This is a genomic window from Streptosporangium sp. NPDC023963, assembly GCF_040639135.1.
Lineage (GTDB): Bacteria > Actinomycetota > Actinomycetes > Streptosporangiales > Streptosporangiaceae > Streptosporangium.
The window spans coordinates 1,069,486-1,091,929 of the sequence record NZ_JBEZZK010000001.1; the positions used below are offsets into that span (position 1 = coordinate 1,069,486).

The 22,444-nt window shown below is 70.4% G+C and carries 20 protein-coding genes; 8 read left to right on the forward strand and 12 right to left on the reverse strand.

Annotated elements, in window-relative coordinates:
• Window positions 1-81: 81 nt before the first annotated feature.
• Together AB0F88_RS04525 and AB0F88_RS04530 are read left to right on the forward strand one after the other, a co-directional pair.
• Window positions 82-783, forward strand: a complete 702-nt coding sequence (locus AB0F88_RS04525; protein ID WP_362677289.1) for a TetR/AcrR family transcriptional regulator — start codon at window positions 82-84, stop codon at window positions 781-783.
• A 142-nt stretch (window positions 784-925) separates the two neighbouring features.
• Complete coding sequence (locus AB0F88_RS04530) at window positions 926-3,100, forward strand: DUF262 domain-containing protein (protein ID WP_362677291.1); 2,175 nt, start codon at window positions 926-928, stop codon at window positions 3,098-3,100.
• A gap of 200 nt (window positions 3,101-3,300) precedes the next feature.
• Here the strand turns inward: AB0F88_RS04530 and AB0F88_RS04535 are convergent, their stop codons facing one another.
• The 5 genes from AB0F88_RS04535 to leuA all read right to left on the reverse strand — a co-directional run bounded on the left by AB0F88_RS04535 (window position 3,301) and on the right by leuA (window position 9,264).
• Window positions 3,301-3,852, reverse strand: a complete 552-nt coding sequence (locus tag AB0F88_RS04535) for a hypothetical protein (protein WP_362677292.1) — start codon at window positions 3,850-3,852, stop codon at window positions 3,301-3,303.
• A gap of 148 nt (window positions 3,853-4,000) precedes the next feature.
• Window positions 4,001-5,284 (reverse strand): D-arabinono-1,4-lactone oxidase, encoded by a 1,284-nt coding sequence (locus AB0F88_RS04540; protein WP_362677293.1) that lies wholly within the window; start codon window positions 5,282-5,284, stop codon window positions 4,001-4,003.
• A 369-nt stretch (window positions 5,285-5,653) separates the two neighbouring features.
• Complete coding sequence (locus AB0F88_RS04545; protein ID WP_362677294.1) at window positions 5,654-6,040, reverse strand: TraR/DksA C4-type zinc finger protein; 387 nt, start codon at window positions 6,038-6,040, stop codon at window positions 5,654-5,656.
• A gap of 438 nt (window positions 6,041-6,478) precedes the next feature.
• Window positions 6,479-7,093, reverse strand: a complete 615-nt coding sequence (locus AB0F88_RS04550; protein WP_362677296.1) for an SSI family serine proteinase inhibitor — start codon at window positions 7,091-7,093, stop codon at window positions 6,479-6,481.
• 458 nt (window positions 7,094-7,551) lie between these two features.
• Entirely contained in the window at window positions 7,552-9,264 is a 1,713-nt protein-coding gene (gene leuA / locus AB0F88_RS04555) for a 2-isopropylmalate synthase (protein ID WP_362677298.1), read from the reverse strand.
• 188 nt (window positions 9,265-9,452) lie between these two features.
• Between leuA and AB0F88_RS04560 the strand changes: the two genes are divergently transcribed.
• The 3 genes from AB0F88_RS04560 to AB0F88_RS04570 are packed head-to-tail and all read left to right on the forward strand — an operon-like array spanning window position 9,453 to window position 11,821.
• On the forward strand, window positions 9,453-9,743 hold the full coding sequence (locus AB0F88_RS04560) for a hypothetical protein (protein ID WP_362677300.1): 291 nt from the start codon (window positions 9,453-9,455) through the stop codon (window positions 9,741-9,743).
• A gap of 22 nt (window positions 9,744-9,765) precedes the next feature.
• Entirely contained in the window at window positions 9,766-11,535 is a 1,770-nt protein-coding gene (gene ilvD, locus AB0F88_RS04565; protein ID WP_362677302.1) for a dihydroxy-acid dehydratase, read from the forward strand.
• 40 nt (window positions 11,536-11,575) lie between these two features.
• Window positions 11,576-11,821 (forward strand): DUF2630 family protein, encoded by a 246-nt coding sequence (locus AB0F88_RS04570; RefSeq protein ID WP_362677304.1) that lies wholly within the window; start codon window positions 11,576-11,578, stop codon window positions 11,819-11,821.
• 58 nt (window positions 11,822-11,879) lie between these two features.
• Here the strand turns inward: AB0F88_RS04570 and AB0F88_RS04575 are convergent, their stop codons facing one another.
• The 7 genes from AB0F88_RS04575 to urtA all read right to left on the reverse strand — a co-directional run bounded on the left by AB0F88_RS04575 (window position 11,880) and on the right by urtA (window position 19,495).
• The gene (locus AB0F88_RS04575; RefSeq protein ID WP_362677306.1) at window positions 11,880-13,001 is read right to left on the reverse strand and encodes a hypothetical protein; all 1,122 of its coding nucleotides are present in this window, start codon (window positions 12,999-13,001) and stop codon (window positions 11,880-11,882) included.
• Window positions 12,998-14,623, reverse strand: coding sequence for a transporter substrate-binding domain-containing protein (locus AB0F88_RS04580; protein ID WP_362677308.1), 1,626 nt, complete (start codon window positions 14,621-14,623; stop codon window positions 12,998-13,000). The genes AB0F88_RS04575 and AB0F88_RS04580 overlap by 4 nt, the downstream gene beginning before the upstream one ends.
• Window positions 14,624-14,749: 126 nt before the next feature.
• On the reverse strand, window positions 14,750-15,439 hold the full coding sequence (gene urtE, locus AB0F88_RS04585; protein WP_362677310.1) for an urea ABC transporter ATP-binding subunit UrtE: 690 nt from the start codon (window positions 15,437-15,439) through the stop codon (window positions 14,750-14,752).
• Entirely contained in the window at window positions 15,417-16,166 is a 750-nt protein-coding gene (gene urtD / locus AB0F88_RS04590; protein ID WP_362677948.1) for an urea ABC transporter ATP-binding protein UrtD, read from the reverse strand. The genes urtE and urtD overlap by 23 nt, the downstream gene beginning before the upstream one ends.
• A gap of 5 nt (window positions 16,167-16,171) precedes the next feature.
• The gene (urtC, locus tag AB0F88_RS04595; RefSeq protein WP_362677312.1) at window positions 16,172-17,278 is read right to left on the reverse strand and encodes an urea ABC transporter permease subunit UrtC; all 1,107 of its coding nucleotides are present in this window, start codon (window positions 17,276-17,278) and stop codon (window positions 16,172-16,174) included.
• Window positions 17,275-18,141, reverse strand: coding sequence for an urea ABC transporter permease subunit UrtB (urtB, locus tag AB0F88_RS04600; RefSeq protein ID WP_362677314.1), 867 nt, complete (start codon window positions 18,139-18,141; stop codon window positions 17,275-17,277). The genes urtC and urtB overlap by 4 nt, the downstream gene beginning before the upstream one ends.
• A gap of 118 nt (window positions 18,142-18,259) precedes the next feature.
• Window positions 18,260-19,495: an urea ABC transporter substrate-binding protein gene (gene urtA, locus AB0F88_RS04605; protein WP_362677316.1), complete on the reverse strand. Its 1,236-nt coding sequence runs from the start codon at window positions 19,493-19,495 to the stop codon at window positions 18,260-18,262.
• A gap of 331 nt (window positions 19,496-19,826) precedes the next feature.
• Here urtA and AB0F88_RS04610 point away from each other — a divergent pair, with 331 nt between their 5' ends.
• The 3 genes from AB0F88_RS04610 (at window position 19,827) to AB0F88_RS04620 (ending at window position 22,361) form a co-directional block, all read left to right on the forward strand.
• Window positions 19,827-20,129 (forward strand): urease subunit gamma, encoded by a 303-nt coding sequence (locus tag AB0F88_RS04610; RefSeq protein ID WP_362677318.1) that lies wholly within the window; start codon window positions 19,827-19,829, stop codon window positions 20,127-20,129.
• Between the two features lie 200 nt (window positions 20,130-20,329).
• Window positions 20,330-20,656: an urease subunit beta gene (locus tag AB0F88_RS04615; RefSeq protein WP_362677320.1), complete on the forward strand. Its 327-nt coding sequence runs from the start codon at window positions 20,330-20,332 to the stop codon at window positions 20,654-20,656.
• On the forward strand, window positions 20,646-22,361 hold the full coding sequence (locus tag AB0F88_RS04620; protein WP_362677323.1) for an urease subunit alpha: 1,716 nt from the start codon (window positions 20,646-20,648) through the stop codon (window positions 22,359-22,361). Before AB0F88_RS04615 ends, AB0F88_RS04620 begins: the two co-directional genes overlap by 11 nt.
• The last annotated feature ends 83 nt before the right edge of the window (window positions 22,362-22,444 follow it).

Sequence of the window (22,444 nt, forward strand, 5' to 3'; positions counted from 1 at the left end):
AGAGCAATGCTCTCGCTAGAGAGCAGTGTTCGTCAAGAGCAGTGCTCTCTTTTGTTCTCAGTGCTCTGATATGGTCGCGGCATGAGTTCGAGCCTCACCGCACGCGAGAGGGTCAGAGCCGAGCTGACCCGCGAGATCACAGACGTCGCCCGGCGGCAGCTGGCCGTCGACGGCGCGAGCGGCCTGTCCCTGCGCGCGGTCGCCCGCGAGATGGGCATGGCCTCGTCGGCGATCTACCGCTACTTCCCGTCCAGGGACGACCTGCTCACGGCCCTGATCATCGACGGCTACAACGCCGTCGGCGAGGCCGTGGAGAACGCCGACGCGGCCGTGCCGCCCGAGGACCACGGGGGCAGGTGGATGGCGGTCTGCCACGCCGTACGGGACTGGGCGCTGGCCCATCCGCACGAGTACGCCCTGCTGTACGGCTCACCCGTACCCGGCTACCGGGCACCGCAGGACACCGTCCCCGCCGCGGTCCGCGACACCGTCGTCTACGGCCGGATCGTCTCCGACGCCCACCGCGCCGGAGCGCTGAACCCGCCCGACACCACCCAGCCGCCCGCCCCGCCGTCCTTCCACGAGGACGCCGCGCGCGTGCGCGAGCTGATGCCCGACGTCCCCGACGACGTGATCGTCCGCGGCCTGATCGCCTGGACCGGCCTGTTCGGCTGGCTCAACTTCGAGCTGTTCGGCCAGTTCAACAACGCGATCCTCGACCTCGCGGCGGCCTTCGACCACGCCATGCGCTGCCAGGCCCGCACCCTCGGGCTACCTGCCTGACACGTCACGACTTGGCCGCGATGAGTAACGTCCACCTGCCTGGAGTGATAAACGAGGTGAAAGGCTCTCGAATGAGTCGTCTTCTCGATGGACGAAAGGCACCCCCGACTTCATGGTGGAAAGTCCTATTCACGGCGAAGGCGTGACGGTCCGCACGCTGTTCGAGCGGAATTCCTTCGCGCTGGACTACTACCAGCGGGAGTACACCTGGACCCGCCACGAGGTCGGCACCCTGATCGACGACCTCGGCCAGCGCTTTCTCAGCCAGTGGAAACCCCTGCACGACCGCGAGGAGGTCGGCCGCTACGCCCCGTACTTCCTGGGCCCCTACGTCTACCACGAGAGCAGGGGCCGCACCTTCCTCGTCGACGGCCAGCAGCGCGTCACCACGCTCCACCTCGTGCTGATCTATCTCCGGCAGCTGCTGCTCGACCAGGAGAGATGGATCGACGCCGACGAGCTGGAGCGGCTCACCTACACGGCGCGGCACGGCAAGCGGAGCTTCAAGGTCGGCAGCTCCGAGGAGCTGTCCCGCGCGCAGCTGCTCAACTCCCTGGTCACCGATTGGAACGGTCTCAAGGGGTTCACGCTGCCCGACAACGCCCACGTCTCGGTGCGCAACCTGCACGACCGGAGCAGGGAGATCGACGGGGAGTTCCCCGAGGTGCTGCGCGGCGAGGCCCTGGTGCCCTTCGTCCACTGGCTGCTCGACCGGGTCTGCCTGGTCGGCATCCGGGCCCTCGACCAGGAGAACGGCCGCGAGATCTTCGTGTCGATGAACGACCGAGGGCTCCGGCTGAGCCACGTGGACCTGCTGAAGGGCCACCTCTTCCGGCGGGTCGACGTGAAGGCGCGCGAGGACCTCGGCGGGGCCTGGGCCGACATGCTCGCCCGCCTCACCACCTCCGAGACCGACTCCCCCGAGGCCAACACGCCCAGCGCGTACGTCCGCTCGTTCCTCCTCGCGCAGTACGCGGATCTCGGTGAGGGGTCCGCGGACGCCGCCGAGATCGGGCGAGCCGTCCACGAGTGGATCCTGCGCAACGACGTCCAGCTCGGCCTCGGCCGCGTGGCCGAGGCGCAGGCGTTCGTGCAGCGGCTCACGAACGTGTCGAAGCGCTACTGCGAGCTGCTCCGCGCCTGTCGAGAGTTCACCCCCGCCCTGGCCGGCGTCTACTTCAACGGCCACAACGGCATCGACAACCAGTTCACGCTGCTGCTCTCCGTCGTCTCCCCCGAGGACTCCGACGAGGTCTTCGCCCGCAAGTGCTCGATGGTCGCGTCGTTCCTCGACCTCGTCTACGTGCGCAGGTCCGTCAACAACCTCCCCGTGCAGCGCCGCGACCTCAATGAGATCGTCCACCGGCTCATCCCCCTCCTGCGGATGTGCCGGACCACCGACGACGTCGCCACGGTCCTCGGCCGGGAGACCTCCCTGCTCGAACACGACTTCCGCGAGCTGGCCTCCTTCGGGCTCCGGGCCAACAACCGCCGCCTGGTCCGCTACCTGCTCTCCCGGATGACCGCCCACGTCCAGCGCGAGTGCGAGGGGGGAAACCACGAGTACGAGTTCCTGCGGGGAGCGCGCGAGTACGAGATCGAGCACGTCTGGGCCAACCGCTTCGAGCGGCACAGGGCCGAGGTCAAGACCACCGCGGAGTTCTACATCCGGCGCAACCGCCTCGGTGCCCTGCTGCTCCTGCCCAAGTCCGTCAACGCGAGCTTCCGCGACGACCCCTACGAGCGAAAGATCGAGCACTACTACGCGGAGAACCGGCTCGCGGCCTCCCTGCACCCCAAGAGCCGACTGCGCAACACCCCGTTCACCCACTACCTCAGGGACTCGGGTCTGGACAGGGCATTCCAGCCCTGCCCGGAGTTCGGCGTACGGGAGATCGAACGGCGGCAGAACCTCTACCGGCTCCTCTGCGAGGAGATCTGGAACCCGGTCAGGCTCGGCTTCCGCCTGCCGGTGATCCCTCTCCCGGATCCCGCCCCCGAGCAGCCCGGGTCCCGCCGCCACTACGGCGTCGAGGTCGTCGACCTGATCAAATTCGGTCTGATGGCGCCGAACGCCAAGATCTTCCGTACGGTCAGGGGCGAGATGCACTTCGCCACGGTCGAGGAGGGCGGGACGATCAGGGTGGCGGCGACGGGCCAGGCCTACCATTCCCTGTCGGCCGCCGGAGCCGCGGTCGCCGGGACCAGGGCGTGCGCCGGCTGGGACGTCTGGCGCATCGAGCGCGACGGCGCCGCGCTGCCGCTGAAACGCCTCCGCGAGGAGGCCATCAGCCGCGGTCTGACGTCCAAGGTCTGACGCCACCCCTTCGCGTTAACGCCCGGCGAACAGGGCGGCACGCCTCTTCCACCCGTTCCCGCGGGCGGAAGAGGCGTGCCGCGACGCCGCCGACGTGACCGGAGGCCGTCTGCCGCCGCCCGCACGGCCGGGGTACCGGCGGCGGCGCCCCTCGGGCGTACGACGACCTCCGCGAGACCGTGTGACCGGCCGGAAGCCTCCTACCGGGAGAACTGCTTGCGCACGGCTCCCCGGAGGATCTGACCGGGCCGCTGCTGCTCCCCGTGCAGGGAGGTCATGACGACGATCGTCCCGGTGAGGGCCGGAATGACCCACTGCATGAGCCGCAGCTGCTGCTGCGCTTTGGCCACGTCGTCCGGGGTCTCCTTCTCCGGCTTCACGGCGCCCTCCACGGGCACGTCGCCCGCGTCCGCGAGCTTGGCGCCGAGCATCCCGGTGTAGGCGGTCGCGGCCAGCGCGGCGACGGTCAGCGCGGCCTTGGTCGCGGTGCTCGCCCCCACTCCCTGCTGATGCGCCACGCGCTGCTTGTTGGCCGCCAGCAGGCCGGCCGAACCGATGAGGAAGGCGCCGATGCCCACGGCGTTGACCGGCCTCCAGCGTCCCCATCCCACGTTCGCCACCCGCAGGCGCTCGCTCCTGTCACTGACCACGTTGGCAGCGCCGTTGAGGCCGATCGCGCCCATCAACGAGCCCCCGAACCAGGCGGCCAGCCCTACATCGTGCATCGCGCGCACGACCGTATTGCGTTCCATGCGTCTCCCCCTCGTCACAAGTGTCGGATTCGCGACCTTTATGGTTAACATCGCGCCGTTACCGCTGTGATGGGGGTTAACTACCCGGATCTACTCATGCGATCCGCTCATCTACTGATGTACAGATCAAGGTTGAGGCTGCGAACGGTCAGGAAACGGGGCTTCCCCCGAAGACCCGGGCGTCGAGGAACGGGTTGCGGAACTTGCCCGTGGGATCGAGGTCGGCGGCCAGCCGCCGGAAGTCCGGAAGCCGGTCGTACAGGGAGTTCAGACGCTCGGGACCCATGAGGAAGAGCTTGCCCCAGTGCGGGCGGGCCTCGAAGGGCTCCAGCACCTCCTCGACCACGGCGATCACCCGGCTCACCGCGGGCCAGTCCTTCTTCCAGGTGAAGTGGACGGCGACGACGTCCTCGCGGTAGGAGGTGCTCAGCCACAGGTCGTCCGCCGCGACGGTGCGGACCTCCGAGATCTGCAGCACGGGGGCGACGACGTCCCTGACCGCGTCCAGCGCGCGGAGCGCGGCGAGGGCGTGGCGGCGCGGGAGCAGGTACTCCGACTGGAGCTCCTCCCCGCTGCTCGGGGTGAAGTCCAGGCGGAAGTGCGGCAGCCGGTCGTACCAGGGACCGGGCACGCCCATCTGCGCGGTGCAGTTGACGGCGGACATCCCCGGCAGCGGGTGCCGGTCGGCCGTGGCCGCCGTGGCGTCCAGCCAGCGCGGCGCCGGCTCCCAGGGGCCGGGCTCGCCGTCGCGGCGCTTCACCCACACCTGGTCGATCCCGGAGCCGGTCCAGCCGGTGAACAGGCCCACGCTGTACGCGGCCGAGAGGATCTCCTCGAAGTGCTCCTCCATCCGCGCCCAGGGCAGGTTCTCGTAGACGTACTGCCGCACCTCGAAGGCCGGGACGACGTCGAGGACGACCCTGGTGACGATGCCCAGCGCGCCGAGGGCGACGACCGCTCCCGCGAAGCGGTCGCCGTCCTTCTCCCGGCTGAGGACGGTGATCTCACCGTCCGCGGTGACCAGTTCCAGGCCGGAGACGGCGGTGGCCAGGTTGCCGTTGGCGACGCCGGAGCCGTGCGTGGCCGTGGCGCAGGCACCGGCGACCGAGATGTGCGGCAGGGAGCCGAGATTGGGCAGCGCGTGGCCCCGTTCGTGCAGCCACCGGCTCAGCTCGCCGTAGCGCACCCCGCCCCCCACCGTGACCGTGCCCCGCACCGGGTCGAGCTCGAAATCGGCGGGCAGGCCCTCCAGCGAGACGAGGTCGCCACCGGGGCGGTCGGCGATCTCGTTGAAGGAGTGACGGGTGCCGAGTGCCCGGATGGCGCCGCTGCCGGCGACCAGCTCCTGGAGCTCCTCGATGCCGCCGGGGCGGTGGAACCGCGCGGCGCCATAGGTGATGTTGCCCGCCCAGTTCAGCAGTTCTCTGGTCACGATGTGCCCTCTCTACGCCTCACGCCAGGCCGTACGCGGCGGATGCGCGCCACACGCGGGTGATCGTGTGGGACACGGGCTCACCGGGTGACCGTGAGGGGCACGGGTCGCGACCGGGCGGTCGTGGTCGTGCGGGACACGGCTCATGGCCGATGATCATCCGAGGCGCGACGGCGGGCATCGCCGCACCCAGGGTAGTTCAGGAATTTCGCTACAACCGCCGCGAGTCGTCACCACCCGATCCGGTGCCATCCCGACGCGGGCGGCGGGACCCGGCCCGCTCAAAACCTCTCGGATGTCGTCACCACCCGATCCGGCGCACTCGACGCGGGCGGCGGGACCCGGCCCGCTCAGAGCCTCTCGGCGTCATTACCGCCCGCGTCCGGCGCACTCGATGCAGGTCCGGGCGACCGGGCGTGCCTTCAGGCGCTCCAGGGCGATGGGCCGCCCGCAGTCGTCGCACACGCCGTAGGTGCCCTGCTGGAGCCGCTCGGCCATCTCGTCGAGGGCGGCGAGGTGATCTCGTGCCCTGTCGAGCAGGGCCTGGAGATGGGACCGCTCGAAGGCGATCGTCGCCCCCTCCGGGTCGTGCTCGTCGTCGTTGGCCACCAGTGCCGACGAATCGACGAGGTCGTCCCAGTCACGTGTCAACGCCGTGATCTGGGCCACCGTCCTCTCGCGGTCCGCGGTCAGAAGATCCCGCAGGGCCGCCCGCTGAGCAGAAGAAAGCACGGTTCCCGAAGGCTGCTTGCCCATCGCCGTCTCACCCCGTCCTACCGCGGATCCGCTCCTGGCCGTGGGCACCGGCTCGTGACGCGAGGCCGCCGACCCGGGACTTCCCTCCATTTTACGGCTCGCGGGGGTGAACGGCCTTCCTCCAGGGCCGGAACGGCCCGTGCGGAGGCGGGGACGTCCCCGCCTCCGCACGGGCTCCTTTCGTGGAAACCGGCGGCCGTCCGCCGGCGAGCAGGCCGTCGGCCGCTCCGCCCGTGACCGCTCCGCCCGCCGTCCGGCGACGGGCCCGCTCGATCCCCCGGCCTCTTTGGCCCCTTTGGCCTCTCCTGTCTCTGCGGCGCCTGCCGCCTCCCGGGCAACGATCGGCGGTATCACCTGCCCCGGACGCCGAGCGGGTCCGGGGCGTGTGCTCCAGGCGTGTCCCGCGGGACGGGTCCTAGGTGTCTCACGGGACGGGTCCTAGAAGGAGAAGATCACCCCGGTCGCGGCGCGAAGCTCGCACTGGTTGCTGAAGGTCCGCCGGTACTGGACGTAACGGCCGTTCCAGGTGCCGGTCGCGGACGCGGTGACGGGGTCGTAGTGCCGCGGGCAGGCCATCCAGGGCAGCCTGACGTAGGCGGGGTTGCCCCGCACCCGGCTCAGCAGCGCGCACGCCTCCGGCCCGCGAGGGTGCGTGCCGTACGTCGGCGTGCATGCGAGCCGGACGGTCCGTGTCCTGCCCATTCGCGAGACGGACAGCGTGAGGCGCTTGGGGTACGGGCCGTCGATCGTCGGACCCCACGGCGGGACCGTGACGGGCGGGCGGGGCGGCAGCGGGATCGGCCGGGGTGGGAACGGAACGGGCCTGGGCGGCGTCGGCCGGATCCACGACGGGTTGGGGACGGGTGGTTCCGGATTCGGGCGAGGCGGCAGGGGGTAGGGCAGCGGCACCGGCCGGGGCGGCCACGGGGGCGGGTCGACGGTCGATTGAGCCGCGGACGGGTCGGGTTCGTAGCGCGCCGGCTGCGCGTCCGCGGCGGCGGTACCGCTGAGGATGACGAGCCCGGCGGTGGCCAGGCCGAGGATACATCGCATAAATTCCCCCGATAAATACGAATTCCATAAACAGCCGAATATGTCGCGTTCGGTCAGTTCGGGGGGAGCGAGTTACACCCTGAGCTGCAAAGAGGCTATGTCGATGATGTTGGGATGTCTCGCAGCGACTCGCCATGGAATGCCATGAATTCATCAGGTGGGAAATCCGCCGGACGGCCCGGTTGGAGCCCGGGGCGAGCGGAGACGACTCGACCGCGCCCGGACGGATCTCGCGGTGGGCGCGGTCGGGTGAGCGACGTGGATGCCTTGTGGGCGGCCGTCGGACCCCGTACGGCAGATCGTGCCGTACGAGGCGGGGCTGTGCGGGAGGGAGCGGGTGGTACGGGTGCGGGGCGACGCGGACGGCGCCGGGCGAGAGGTGCGCGGGCAACACGAGCGACACGAGCGACACGGCCGGTGCGGCCGTACGCGGGAGCCGTGCCGCCCCGCCCGCTCCGCTAGCGGCCGGCGCGGTTGACCGCGGAGATGACGGCCTTGAGCGAGGCGGTGGTGGTGTTGGAGTCGATGCCGACACCCCACAGGGTCCGGCCGTCGATCTCGCACTCGATGTAGGAGGCGGCCTTGGCGTCGGTCCCCGCGCTCATGGCGTGCTCGGCGTAGTCGAGGACGCGTACCTGGACCCCGACCCGGGCCAGGGCGTCGCAGAAGGCGGAGATGGGACCGTTGCCGACTCCCTCGACCTCGCGGATCTCCCCGTCGAGGCGCAGGTCGGCGCTGATGGCGTCCTGCCCGTCACCCCTGGAGGTGCTCCGGTGGGCCAGCAGACCCAGGCGGCCCCACGGGCTCGTCGGGTTGGGCAGGTACTCGTCGGTGAAGACCTCCCACATCCGGGTGGCGTTCACCTCGCCGCCGATGGCGTCGGTGTGGCTCTGGACGGCGCGGGAGAACTCGATCTGCAGGCGCCGCGGCAGGTCCAGGTGGTGGTCGGCCTTCATGATGTAGGCGACCCCGCCCTTGCCGGACTGGCTGTTGACCCGGATGACCGCCTCGTACGTACGGCCGATGTCCTTGGGGTCGATCGGCAGGTACGGGACCGCCCAGGCGAACTCCTCGACCGGGACGCCCGCGGCGGCCGCGTCGCGCTCCAGGTGCTCGAAGCCCTTCTTGATGGCGTCCTGGTGGGAGCCGGAGAAGGCGGTGTAGACGAGCTCGCCGCCCCACGGGTGGCGCGGGTGGACGGGCAGCTGGTTGCAGTACTCGGTGACCCGGCGGATCTCGTCGATGTCGGAGATGTCGACCTCCGGGTCGACGCCCTGGGAGAACAGGTTCATGCCCAGCGTGACCAGGCAGACGTTGCCGGTGCGCTCGCCGTTGCCGAACAGGCAGCCCTCGATCCGGTCGGCCCCTGCCATGTAGCCCAGTTCGGCGGCGGCGACGGCGGTGCCGCGGTCGTTGTGGGGGTGCAGGGACAGCACGATCGAGTCGCGGTAGGCCAGATTGCGGTGCATCCACTCGATCTGGTCGGCGTAGACGTTGGGCGTGGCCATCTCGACGGTGGCGGGCAGGTTGAGGATGACCTTGCGGTCGGGGGTGGGCTGCCAGACGTCGTTGACGGCGTCGCAGACCTCCACCGCGTACTCCAGCTCGGTGCCGGTGAAGGACTCCGGGGAGTACTGGAAGTAGATCTCGGTGTCGTCCATCTCGGCGGCCAGCTTCTTGCAGAGCTTGGCGCCCTCGACCGCGATCGCGGTGATGCCCTCGCGGTCCTGGCCGAAGACGACCCGGCGCTGGAGGGTGGAGGTGGAGTTGTACAGGTGGATGATCGCCTGCTTGGCGCCGCGCACCGACTCGAAGGTCCGCTCGATCAGCTCGGCCCTGGACTGGGTCAGGACCTGGATCACCACGTCGTCGGGGATCAGGCCCTCTTCGATGATCTGCCGTACGAAGTCGAAGTCGGTCTGGGAGGCGGCGGGAAAGCCCACCTCGATCTCCTTGTAGCCCATCTTCACCAGCAGCTCGAACATCTTGAGCTTGCGGTGGGCGTCCATGGGGTCGATCAGCGCCTGGTTGCCGTCACGCAGGTCGACGGCGCACCACCGGGGGGCCCGGTCGATGACCTTCCCCGGCCAGGTGCGGTCGGCCAGCTGGATCGGCGCGAAGGACTCATAGCGCTTGAACGGCATGGGACTGGGCTGCTGCTGCGGATACATGCAAGGCTCCTCGACTGGGAAAACAATCGTGGCCGACGCGCATGGCTCGCTCCGCGACGAGGGAGCCGGCCTCTACAGGCCCTCGTCGCGGCAGCTAAGAAGCAGGCCGCGCAGCATGCCTAGCACGTTAGCAGACGTCTCAGGATGCCCGGGCCCCGGTCTCACATGGCGGAACTCGCAGATCTTCGGTGTCTCGCCCGGGGAAGGGCCGCCGTACCCCGGGGCGGCGGGGGCGCCGCGGCCCCGGGGCGGAGGCCCGGGACACGGTCAAGGACCTGTTCCGGCGCTTCCACGAGACGTCCGGTCCCGGGCGGATCGTCTTCGGCACCGACTCGTACGACTTCCCGTGGGGATACATCACGCAGTACGCCGACGAACAGGTACGCGTGATGGACGAACCGAACCTCTCCCCGACGACCGGAGGCCGATCCTGGCGGGTAACGCCGCCCGGCTTCCCGGCCTCGGCCTGCCCGGCGTGACCACCAGCAGAAAGGACGCGGCATGAGCATCGGCACAGGCGGCACGAACACGGCTCCGGACACCGGCGCGAACCTCCCCGCGAACACCGGCGCGAACACGGCTCCGGACACCGGCGCGAACCTCCCCGCGAACACCGGCACCGGCACCGGCATCGCCGACGACCCCGACCGCGCGCCCGCGCGCTCCCACCTGTACGCCATGGGCATGTCCGACGAGGAGATGCGCCGCCCGGTCGTGGGCATCGCCTCCACCTGGACCGGCACCATGCCGTGCAACCTCACCCACCGAGAGCTGGCGGCGCACGTCGCCGAGGGGGTACGGCGGGCCGGGGGCACCCCGATGGAGTTCAACACGATCGCGGTCTCCGACAACCTCACCATGGGCACGCCGGGCATGCGGGCCTCGCTGGTGAGCCGGGAGGTGATCGCCGACTCGATCGAGCTGATGGGACGCGCCCACGGGTTCGACGCGATGGTCTGCGTCGTGGGCTGCGACAAGACCGTACCCGCGGCGATCATGGCGATCGCCCGGCTGGACGTGCCGTCCGTGGTCCTCTACAGCGGCAGCATGATGCCCGGCCGCTGGCGCGACCGGGACGTCACCATCCAGGACATGTGGGAGGCGCTCGGCGAGCGGGCGGTGGGCCGCATGTCCGCCGAGGACGTCGACGATCTCGCGCGGCACGCGTGCCCCGGCCCCGGCACCTGCGCCGCCCAGTACACGGCGAACACCATGGCGGGCATCGCCGACTTCCTCGGCCTGGCGCCGTTCGGCATCGGCGACGTCCCCGCCGTCGCGGAGGAGAAGAACGAGGCGGCGCGGCGCGCCGGGGAGATCGCCATGGAGGCGCTGGCCCGCGACGCCCGGCCGTCCACGGTGCTGTCGGAGGGCGCGCTGCACAACGCGCTCGTGGCGGTCGCCGCGATGGGCGGCTCGACGAACTCGGTGCTGCACCTGCTGGCGATCGCCCGCGAGGCGGGCCTGCCGCTGCGGATCGACGACATCGGCGAGGTCTGCCGCCGGGTGCCGATCGTGGCCGGTCTCAAGCCCAGCGGCCGGCACACGGCCGCCGACCTGTGGCGCGCGGGCGGCACCGCGCTGGTGGCGCGGCGGCTGCACGAGGCCGGGCTGCTGCGCGAGGACGTCACCCTGGTCGACGGCCGCACCCTGGCCCAGGTCGCGGCGGACGCCGTCGAGACGCCGGGCCAGCGGGTGGTCGCCACCGTCGCCGAGCCGGTCAAGGGCCCGGGGGCGCTGGCGATCCTGCGCGGCTCGCTCGCCCCCGAGGGCTGCGTCCTCAAGCTCGGTGGCCGGCCCGACTTCCGCCGCGAGGGCCCGGCCCGGGTGTTCGACTCCGAGGAGGAGTGCTTCGCCGCGATCCAGGAGGGTGTGATCGTCCCCGGCGACGTGGTCGTCGTCCGCTACGAGGGACCGGCGGGCGGTCCCGGGATGCGGGAGATGCTCTCGATCACCGGGGCGCTCGTCGGGCGGGGGCTGGGCGACTCGGTCGCCCTGGTCACCGACGGCCGCTTCAGCGGCGTCTCCCACGGCCTGGTCATCGGGCACGTCGCCCCGGAGGCCCATCACGGCGGGCCGATCGCGCTGGTCCGTGACGGGGACACCGTCGTCGTCGACTCCGCCGCGAACCGGCTCGACCTGGAGGTCGACGACGAGGAACTGGCCCGCAGGCGAGCCGCCTGGCGCCGCCCGGAGCGTGTCGTGGAGCGCGGGGTGCTGGCCAAGTACGCCGCCGTCGTGGGGTCGGCCTCCGACGGTGCGGTGACCTGCTGATCGGATACAGTCCAGAAAAACTCTGACAGGGGGAACCGACATGAGGGACGGCGACATCCTCGCCCACATCAACGAGTTGATCGCCGAGGAGCGGGAGCTCCGGGCGAAGCTGGGCTCGCACTCGATCTCCTCGCACGAGGAGAACAACCGGATCAAGCAGCTGGAGGAGGCCCTCGACCAGGCGTGGGACCTGCTCAGGCAGCGCCGGGCGCGCCGCGAGTTCGGCGAGGACCCCGACTCGGCGGCCCCCCGCCCCATCGACGAGGTCGAAGACTACCGTCAGTGACCTCCCGGAAGGCCCTTCCGGGAGGTCGTCGGCCGTCCCGCAGGGTTCTTCCGGAAGGTCATCGGCCGCCCGGGGACGACGGCGACCCCGGGGACGGCGACGGGCTCGAGGACGAGTTCGGGCTCGGAGACGGCGACGGGCTCGGAGAGGAGTTCGGGCTCGGTGGGGCCGGGCCGGTTTCCGCGGCCGGGCGGCCCTGGCAGCGCGAGTCGGCCGGAGTCCGCTGCGAGACCGGGGCGAGCCAGGAGATCACGCTGTGCTCGACGTACCAGCCGTGCAGGTTCACCCACGTCCGGGGCACCTCACCGGGGTCGGGACAGAGCACCTTCGACCGCAGCCGGTCGTTCTGGATGAACTCCACGACACCGTCACGCCGCAGGACGGTGGTCATCTGGTCGTCGCTGGCGACCATGTAGCCCACCACCACCTCCGCGGACCTCTCCGCGGTCGGCTTCTCCAGGGCGATCTCCATGGCGATCAGCGGGAGGATCGGCGCCCTCATCACGACCACGCCGACCAGGAACGGCGTGAACACCGCCATCCCGATCGCGATGCCGTGGGTCAGCACCCTGGCCGGCGCCTCGGGCACCGGACCGGTCAGCAACGCCGCGAACACCGGGGGAAGGGTCAGGAGGATCGCGGTCGCCACGTCCCGCGCGGCGAACGCGGAGACGATGGCCGGCCACAGCAGGACGTACGACAGCACGGCGGCTATCACCGGAAGCGCGTAACAGAACGTGGTCCGCAGTTCCTCGTGATCCGGGAAGCGTTCACGCACGGTCAGCCCGAGCAGGGCCAGTGACAGCATCGCCAGCGTCGGCAGGAAGCGCAGCTGCCAGGTGCACACGCCCATCGCGACGGCGAGGACCACCACCCAGCCGGGCAGCCGCTGGGCGCTGTGCACCAGCCACGAGGAGCGGCCCGTGCTGATCCAGTGGAGAGTGCCCAGGAGCCTGCCGCCGACCACGACGACGGGCAGCACCCACACCGTGGTCAGCAAAACCGCGCTCAGCAGGCCCAGCGGGCTGATGGTCTGCACGAGCAGGAGCAGCGTCTGGGTGTCCTGCTTGCTGGCGTACCACAGCCGCATCACCAGCAGGACGATCGGGAACACCGGCAGCAGCGTGAGGAACCACTCCTGGTTCCTCGGCGCGTCCCTCACCCGCGCGTCGGGTTTCAAGGGGCGGAGGGACAATCCTGGACGGGGAGGGTCCGCTCCCACGGCCAGCGGCGCACGTCCGGGGGAAGCGCGCACGGCTGCCGCGCCTGCGCCACGTCCACCCCCGGGTTGGCCGCCAGCAACGGCCGGATGTGTTTCTCGTACGCCTCCTCCCACATCTTGTTGTCCGGATCGGCGTAGGAGCGGTAGAGCGCGAGGTCGACCAAGGTGCGCAGCGCGCCGTTGGAACCCGCGTTGACCGCCCACATCTCCGTCTTCTCCAGCGCGATGTCGTGGTGGCGCAGCTTCCTTCCCGGTTCCGCGACGAACCCGGCCAGCAGGGCCGCGTCGGTGGTCACCGCGTCGGCGGTCCTGTTGGCCGCGAGGCCGTCAGCGAGACGGTCCACGCACTTGCTGATCAGGAGCTCGGCGATGGGATCGACCTTGATCGCCTTCTTCAGCTCGACCAGGGAGGTCGAGGTGCCGAGCGAGCAGACCCTCTTGCCCTCGAGCTGTCCAAGGGAGGCGACGTTGTCGTCGGGGTAGTCGGCCCTGGTCACCACCGACTGCTCGGTGTAGAGGTAGGGCGTCGAGAAGCCGACGGAGGGATCGGTCCTGCGTTCCGGCGTCACGCTGAAGGTCGCCACCACGAGGTCGACCTTGACGAACGCGCCGTCCGTGTCGCGGGCCTGCATGCGCGCCCTGTCCTCGGTCTCGATGGACAGGAAGTCGACCTGGTCGGGCCGGAAGCCCAGATCCGCCGCGATCATGTAGGCGATGTCGATGTCGAAGCCGGTGAAACCGGTCTCCCCCGGCTTCCGCAGGGCGATGCCCGGGGTGTCCTCCTTCACGCCGATCAGCAGCCGGTCCTTGTTGAGGAGCCCCGCCTTCTCCCGTAGCTCGGCCTCGGTGGGAGGCCCGCTCACCCACGCGACGGACACCCCGACCACGACCGCGGCGAGGACCAGCGCGATCCAGGCGGCCAGCCGGAAGCGGCGGAATCTGCGGCGGCGGGGCGGGCCGGACGGTCCGGGCGGGCCGATCGGCGGCCTTGGGCGAGGGCCCTCGGCGTCCGCGCCCTCGGACCGCGCGTCCCGGTCGTACCGGTCGTCGTCCCACCGGTCACGGTCATAGTCATACCGGTCGTCGGGCCGCCGGTCGGGCTCGTGGCGGTCGTCGTCCCAGCGGTCGCGCTCGTACGGCCCGTGGGAGCGCCGCCCACGCCCGTACCGGTCGTCGTCCCACCGGTCGGAGTCGTAGTGGTCGGAGTCGTAGTGGTCGGGCTCGTGGCGGTCATCGGGCCGCCGGTCGCGCCCGCCCGCGGCCCGGTCCCGGCGCTCGCCGGCGGGCGGCTCCCCGGTCCCGCGGCCGATTCGCCGGCCGGGAGCGTCACCGGCCGGCTCGCCGGCCGCGCGGCCGGGCCGTGCCTCACGCTCGTCACCGGCCGGGCCTCCGGTCTCCTCACGGGAAGAACCGGTCTTGCCACGGGAGGAGCCGCTCTCCTGGCGGGAGGACCCGGCCTCACGGGAGGAGCCGCTCTCCCCGCGAGAGGACCGGCCCCGCTTCGCGGGGGGCTCGGAGGGCTCGGGAGGGGAGGACACTCGCTCCGGCCGCTCTTGCCCGTCCGCAGGTTCCTTCGCCATGACACCCCCGGACTCCGCTTTTCTGGGCAGGCTATGTCGTCATCACCCACGGCGGGAGCCTCTTCATCAAGAAGTGATCAAACGCGGCCTTCTTGATATGGAAAGTCCGATTCAGAGCTTTAACGGTCAGACGGCGAGAAGGCGGTGAATTCCCTCCCCGCGCAGTTCCTCGGCCTCCCCCGAGTGGACGACGTGCCCGGCGTCGAGAATGAGGAAGCGGTCGGCGAGGCGGAGCGCCAGGTCCAGATACTGCTCGACCAGCAGGAGCGACAGGCCGGTGGCGTGCAGCCGCTCGATCGCCTCCTCGATCTCGATGATGATCGACGGCTGGATGCCCTCGGTGGGCTCGTCGAGGATGAGCAGCTTGGGCCGGGTGACCAGGGCGCGGGCGATGGCGAGCTGCTGTTGCTGCCCGCCGGACAGGAATCCGGCGCGCCGCTTGAGCAGCGGCTTCAGCCGCGGGAAGGTCTCCAGGGCCTCCTCCAGCGCCTCCTGCGGCCCCTTGGCGGCCTCCAGCGTGACCTGGAGGTTGCCGAGCACGCTGAGCTGGGGGAAGGTCTCGTGCCCCTGGGGGACGTACGCCATGCCGAGCCGGACCCGCTCGTGGGGCGGCAGGCGCGTCACGTCACGTCCCTCGAAGACGACCGATCCCGAGGTGGCGGGCAGCACGCCCATCACGGTGTTGAGCAGGGTCGTCTTTCCCACCCCGTTGCGGCCCATCACGCACATCAGCTGCCCGGGCTCCACCTCCAGGGAGACCCCGAACAGCACCCGGGCCCTGCCGTACCCCGCGTCAAGTTCCCGTACCGACAGCATCGCTGCGCTTCCTTCCGATGTAGACCTCCTGCACGCGCGGGTCGTCGCGGACCTGGTCCACCGATCCCTCGATCAGCACCTTGCCCTCGTGCAGGACGGTGACCTGCGAGGCGTACCTGCGCAGGAACTCCATGTCATGTTCGATCACGATCACCGTGTGGTCGTTCGCCACGGACGTCAGGAGCTCGCCGGTGCGCTCCCGCTCGTCCTTGGACATGCCGGCCACCGGCTCGTCCAGCAGGAGCAGCTTGGGGCGCTGGGTGAGCAGCATGCCGATCTCCAGCCACTGCCGCTGCCCGTGGGAGAGCACCCCCGCGGGCCGGTCGGCCAGTTCCTTCAGGCCGGTGGTCTCCAGGGCCTCGGCGACGGCGTCGGAGACACCTCGCCTGCGCCGGGCCAGCGACCAGAGCGGGCGGCGGAAGGACGCGGCCAGGTCGAGGTTCTCCAGGACGGTGAGCTCCTCGAAGACCACCGAGGTCTGGAAGGTCCGCCCGACGCCGAGCCGGACGATCCTGTGCTCGCGCAGGCCGACCAGGCTGCGCCCGTCGAAGACGACCTCGCCGGTGGTCGGGCGGGTCAGGCCGGTGATGACGTCGATGAGAGTGGTCTTCCCGGCCCCGTTGGGGCCGATCAGGAATCGCAGCTCCCCCTTCTCGACCGTCAGGTCGACGCCGTCGATGGCGCGGAAGCCGTCGAAGACCACCGACAACCCGCGTACCTCGATCATCGGGCTCATCCGACCTCCTCCATCACTCTCGTACCGGGAGCGTCCGCGGGCGGCGGTTCGGGGTCCGTACGGCGCCTCGACCTGCGCGCCCAGGCGTCGCGCGCCGACGCCGCCACGCCGAGGATCCCCTTGGGTGCCAGGGTCATGACGAGGATGAACAGCGCGCCCTGCAGGTAGAGCCAGCCGTCGGCGAACTGCTCGCTGAAGGACGTCTTGGCGTACCCCATCACGACCGCGCCGAGGATCGCCCCGGCCAGCGCGAACCTGCCGCCCACCGCGACCGCGACGACGAGTTCGAGGGAGGGCACCACGCCCAGCAGAGCGGGCGAGATGATGCCGACCACGGGCACGAACATGGCCCCCGCGAGCCCGGCCATGCCCGCCGAGAGCGCGAAGGTGACGGTCTTGACCCTGGCCGGGTCGTAGCCGAGGAACCTGACGCGGTCCTCGCCGTCCCTGATGGCGACGAGCAGCCGCCCGAAGCGGCTTTTGACCAGCTGGCGGGCACCGAGGTAGAGCAGCCCGGTGACGATCGCGACCGCGAAGTACAGGCCGCGCTGGGTGGAGTCGGCCGCCAGGTCCTGGCCGAACAGGTCGTAGAAGTTGGTCAGGCCGTTGGTGCCGCCGGTCAAACCCTGCTGGCCGACGAGCAGGATGACGAACGCGGCGGCGAGCGCCTGGGTGAGGATCGCGAAGTACGCGCCGCGCACCCGCTGCCTGAACACCAGCAGGCCCAGCACCGTGGCGATCGCCATCGGCCCGACGACGACCATGGCCAGCGCGAACACCGGGTTGGCGAACGGTTTCCACAGGGCGGGCAGCTGCTCGACCCCGCTCCACACCATGAAGTCGGGCAGGTCGCCCTGGGCGTCCACCAGTTTCAGGTGCATGGCCATGGCGTAGCCGCCGAGCCCGAAGAACACGCCCTGGCCCAGGACGAGCATGCCGCCCTGCCCCCAGGCCAGGCCGATGCCCAGGGCGATGATCGCGAAGCAGAGGTACTTGGCCAGCAGGCCGAGGCGGAAGGGCTCCAGCAGGAGCGGTGCGACCACCAGGGCCAGCACGGCCACCACCGCGAAGACCCCCGGTCCCTTGAGTCGTGCGAGGTTCATGTCAGCGCCCTCGATCGGAGTACGAACAGGCCCTGCGGCCGGAACTGGAGGAAGGCGATGATCGCGGCGAACACGATGACCTTCGCCAGGCTGGCGTCGCTCCAGAACTCGGCGTAGGAGTTGAGCAGGCCGAGTCCCGCGGCGGCGATGACGGCGCCGCGCAGCTGGCCGAGCCCTCCGGCGACGACCACCAGGAAGGCGTCGACGATGTAGTAGGTGCCGAGGGCGGGTCCGACGGGGCCGATGAGGGTGAGGGCCACCCCGGCGACCCCGGCCAGGCCCGAGCCGATGAAGAAGGTGCGCTGGTCGACGTGGGCGGTGTTGATGCCGCTGACCGCGGCGAGCTGCCGGTTCTGCATCACCGCCTGCATCCGGCGGCCCTGGCCGGTGCGGTTCATGTAGGCCCAGACGCCGACGACGGTGGCGACGGCGAGGGCGAAGATGAACAACCGGTTGTACGGCAGGGACGCGATGCCGCCCTGCAGCCAGGTGGGCGCCTGGACCTGCACGTTGGGCGCGCCGAACAGGTCGCGGGCGAGCTGCTGCAGCACGAGGCTGACGCCCCAGGTGAGCAGCAGGGTGTCGAGCGGGCGGCCGTAGAAGTGCCGGATCGCGGTCCGTTCCAGGATGAGCCCCATCAGCCCGGCGACCAGGAAGGCGACGGGCAGGGCGACGATCACGGCCATCCGGCCGGTGAGGTCCTGGAGCAGGTAGGCGGTGTACGCGCCCGCCATGATGAACTCGCCGTGGGCCATGTTGATCACGCCCATCTGGCCGAACGTGAACGTCAGGCCGAGGGCGATGAGAAGCAGTACGGCGCCGATGGACAGGCCGATCGGGAGCTGGTTGAGAAACGCCTCCACCGAAGGTCCCCTTCCTACGAGTGTTTGGCTCCGGGGCGGGCCGCGCCGCATTGTGGGTGCGTCACGGTGCTGCCCGTGATCTGGTCACGGCCCGGCCCGGAGCCGGTCTGAGAGGGGATCAGCCGTTGGCCAGGCCGCTCGCCCAGGGGTAGCCCTTGAGGTAGGGGTCGGGTTTGATCGGCTCGCCGGAGTTCCAGACCTCCTTGATGAGGCCGTCGGGCTGGATCACCCCGATCCTGGCCGTCTTGTACATGTGCTGGTTCTCGCCGTCGATGGTGACCTTGCCCTCGGGACGCTCCAGGGCGATGCCCCCGGCGGCCTTCCTGACGGCCTCGACCTCGACGGACCCGGCCTTCTTGACGGCCTCGGCCCAGAGGTAGACGGCGTTGTACCCGGCCTCCATCGGGTCGGAGGTCACCTTGTCGGCGCCGTACTTGGCCTTGAACGCGGCGACGAACTTCTCGTTGGCCGGGTTCTCGGTGGTCTGGTAGTAGTTCCAGGCGACGGGGTGGCCGGCGATGTTGTCGACGCCGATGCCCTTGACCTCCTCCTCGGCGACGCTCACCGACAGGACGGGCATCTGCTCGGCGGTGACCCCTGCGCTGTTGAGCTGCTTGAAGAAGGCGACGTTGCTGTCGCCGTTGAGGGTGTTGAAGACGGCGTCCGGCTTGGCCTGGACGACCTTGTTGGTCAGCGTGCTGTACTCGGTGTGGCCGAGCGGGGTGTACTCCTCGCCGAGGATCTCCATCCCGTTCGCCGCCGCGTACGCCTTGATGATCTTGTTGGCGGTGCGCGGGAAGACGTAGTCGCTGCCGACCAGGAAGATCTTCTTCTTGCCCTGTTCCTTGAGGTAGTCGAGGCCGGGGATGATCTGCTGGTTGGTGGTCGCGCCGGTGTAGAAGATGTACGGCGAGCTCTCCAGGCCCTCGTACTGGACCGGGTACCACAGCAGGGCCTTGCTCCGCTCGAACACCGGCAGCATCGCCTTGCGGCTGGCGGAGGTCCACCCGCCGAAGGTGGTGGCGACCTTGTCCTGGCGGATGAGCTTGGTGGCCTTCTCCGCGAAGGTGGGCCAGTCGGACGCTCCGTCCTCCACGACGGGGATCAGCTTCTTGCCGAGCACGCCTCCGGCGGCGTTGATCTCCTCGATGGCGAGCAGTTCCGAGTCCCGGACGGTCACCTCACTGATGGCCATGGTGCCGCTGAGCGAGTGCAGGATGCCGACCTTGATGCCGTCCTCACCGCCGCCGGCGGAGGCCGCGCTCGTGCCCGAGGGGGCTTCGCCGCCGCAGGCGGCCAGCGCCGTGGCCAGCGCCGCGACGACGATCCCGGAGCGCCATGCTGTGTTCCTCAATGACTTTCCTCCTTGCCGGTACGGCCCCCGCACCGATCTATCTGCCGTCAAGGTGACTGAGTGAGGTTTCCCGCCTAGTTCGTGATTGTTAATTGCGCTTTACCGGGATTTCACCGCCGTGACAGGACACGGCGGCGCGGACACCACACCATTTTTTATCCCGACATATCACCAAATTTCGTGATATCTGCTTCGGAATGCGGCGGCATACCCGCAGGAAAGAGCGCATCGAGGAGCGCTTCTTCCCCGTTCGCACCACTCGCGGCACCTGGAAACCGGCACGACATCGACGCGCAACATCATGGAAACCGCCGGTTCCTATGGTCCGGGAATGCGGCTCACACCACACGAGCAGGAACGCCTGCTCATTCACGTCGCCGCCGGTGTCGCCCGCGACCGCAGGTCACGGGGCCTCCGGCTCAACCACCCCGAGGCCACCGCGATCATCGCGTCCTTCCTCATGGAGGGCGCCAGGGACGGGCGCACCGTCGCCGAGCTGATGGACGCGGGCCGCAAGGTGCTGTCCCGCGACGACGTCATGGACGGGGTGCCGGAAATGCTGTCTTCGGTGCAGATCGAGGCCACCTTCCCCGACGGCACCAAGCTCGTCACCGTCCACCAGCCCATCCCGTGAGCCCCGGCCGACCCCGTGAAAGCCAGCCACCCGCGCACGCCGGCCGACCCCGTGAAGCCAGCCGCTCGCGCGCACGCCGGGCGGTTCCGTGAGAACCAGCCGCTCGCGCGCACGCCGGGCGGTTCCGTGAGAACCAGCCGCTCGCGCGCACGCCGGGCGGCCCGCGACACCCCGCCGCACCCCAGGAACGGTGAACGCCGATGACACCCGGTGAGATCCAGTACGGCGACGCGCCCATCCCGCTCAACCCGGGCCGCGAGCGCGTCACCGTCCGCGTCGTCAACACCGCCGACCGGCCGATCCAGGTCGGCTCGCACTACCACTTCGCCGCGTGCAACCCCGGCCTGGAGTTCGACCGCCAGGCGGCCTGGGGCACCCGGCTCGACGTCCCGGCCGGCACGGCGGTGCGCTTCGAGCCCGGCGTGGAGCGCGACGTGACCCTCGTGCCGATCGGCGGGCTGCGGATCGTCCCCGGTCTCCGCCCGGAGTGGGCCGGACCTCTCGACGGGAGCCCCCGTGTTCATTGAACGATCCCGCTACGCCGCGCTCTACGGCCCCACCACCGGCGACCGGATCAGGCTCGCAGACACCGACCTGCTCATCGAGGTCACCGAGGACCTGTCGATGGGCCCGTCGGGGGCGGGCGACGAGGCCGTCTTCGGCGGCGGCAAGGTCATCAGGGAGTCGATGGGCCAGGCCAGGACCACCAGGGCCGAGGGCTCGCCCGACCTGGTGATCACCGGCGCGGTGATCCTCGACCACTGGGGCGTGGTCAAGGCCGACATCGGGATCAGGGACGGCCGCATCGTCGCCCTCGGCAAGGCCGGGAACCCCGACATCATGGACGGCGTCCACCCGGACCTGGTCATCGGCCCCTCGACCGAGATCCTCGCGGGCAACGGGAAGATCCTGACCGCCGGGGCGATCGACTCCCACGTCCACCTGATCTGCCCGCAGATCCTCGACGAGGCCCTCTCCGCCGGGGTGACCACCATCGTGGGCGGTGGCACCGGACCCGCCGAGGGCACCAAGGCCACCACCGTCACCGGCACCTGGTACCTCGCCCGGATGCTGGAGTCGCTCGACTCCTACCCGATCAACGTCGCGCTGCTCGGCAAGGGCAACACGGTCAGCAGCGAGGGCCTGCTCGAACAGCTCCGCGCCGGGGCCTCGGGCTTCAAGCTGCACGAGGACTGGGGCACCACCCCCGCCGCCATCGACGCCTGCCTGTCGGTCGCCGACGCCACCGGCACCCAGGTCACCATCCACACCGACACCCTCAACGAGGCCGGGTTCGTGGAGTCGACGCTGGCGGCGATCGGCGACCGGATGATCCACGCGTACCACACCGAGGGAGCGGGCGGCGGCCACGCGCCGGACATCATCCGGGTCGCCTCCTACGGCAACATCCTGCCGTCCTCGACCAACCCGACCCGCCCGCACACCGTCAACACGCTCGACGAGCACCTCGACATGCTGATGGTCTGCCACCACCTCAACCCGTCCATCCCCGAGGACCTGGCGTTCGCCGAGTCCCGGATCCGGCCTTCCACGATGGCGGCCGAGGACATCCTGCACGACATGGGGGCGATCTCGATGATCGGCTCGGACTCCCAGGCGATGGGCCGGGTGGGCGAGACGATCATCCGTACCTGGCAGACCGCACACGTGATGAAGCGCCGCCGCGGCGCGCTGCCCGGCGACGGCCCGGCCGACAACCTCCGCGCCCGGCGCTACGTCGCCAAGTACACGATCTGCCCGGCCGTGGCCCACGGCCTGGACGGCGAGGTCGGCTCGGTGGAGACCGGCAAGCTGGCCGACCTGGTCCTGTGGGACCCGGCCTTCTTCGGCGTCAAGCCGGACCTGGTGGTCAAGGGCGGTGTCATCGCGTATGCCCAGATGGGCGACGCCAACGCCTCCATCCCGACCCCGCAGCCGGTCATGCCGCGCCCGATGTTCGGCGCCGCCCCGGTCACCGCCGCCGCTACGTCGGTCCACTTCGTCGCCCCCCTCGCGCTCGAGGACGGCCTCGCCGACCGCCTGGCCGTACGCAGGCGCCTGCTGCCGGTGGCCGACGTCCGGCGCAGGGGCAAGGAGAGCATGCCGCTCAACGGCGCCATGCCCAGGATCGACGTCCACCCCGACACCTTCGCCGTCAGCGTCGACGGCGAGGTGATCGAACCCGCCCCCGCCGAGACCCTGCCCATGACCCAGCGCTACTTCCTGTTCTGACCGGCTCCCGATCGACCGCCGCGCCGTCTCGTCCGGCCGGTCTCGTCGGGCCGGTCCCGTCCAGCCGAAAGGGGAACCCGTAG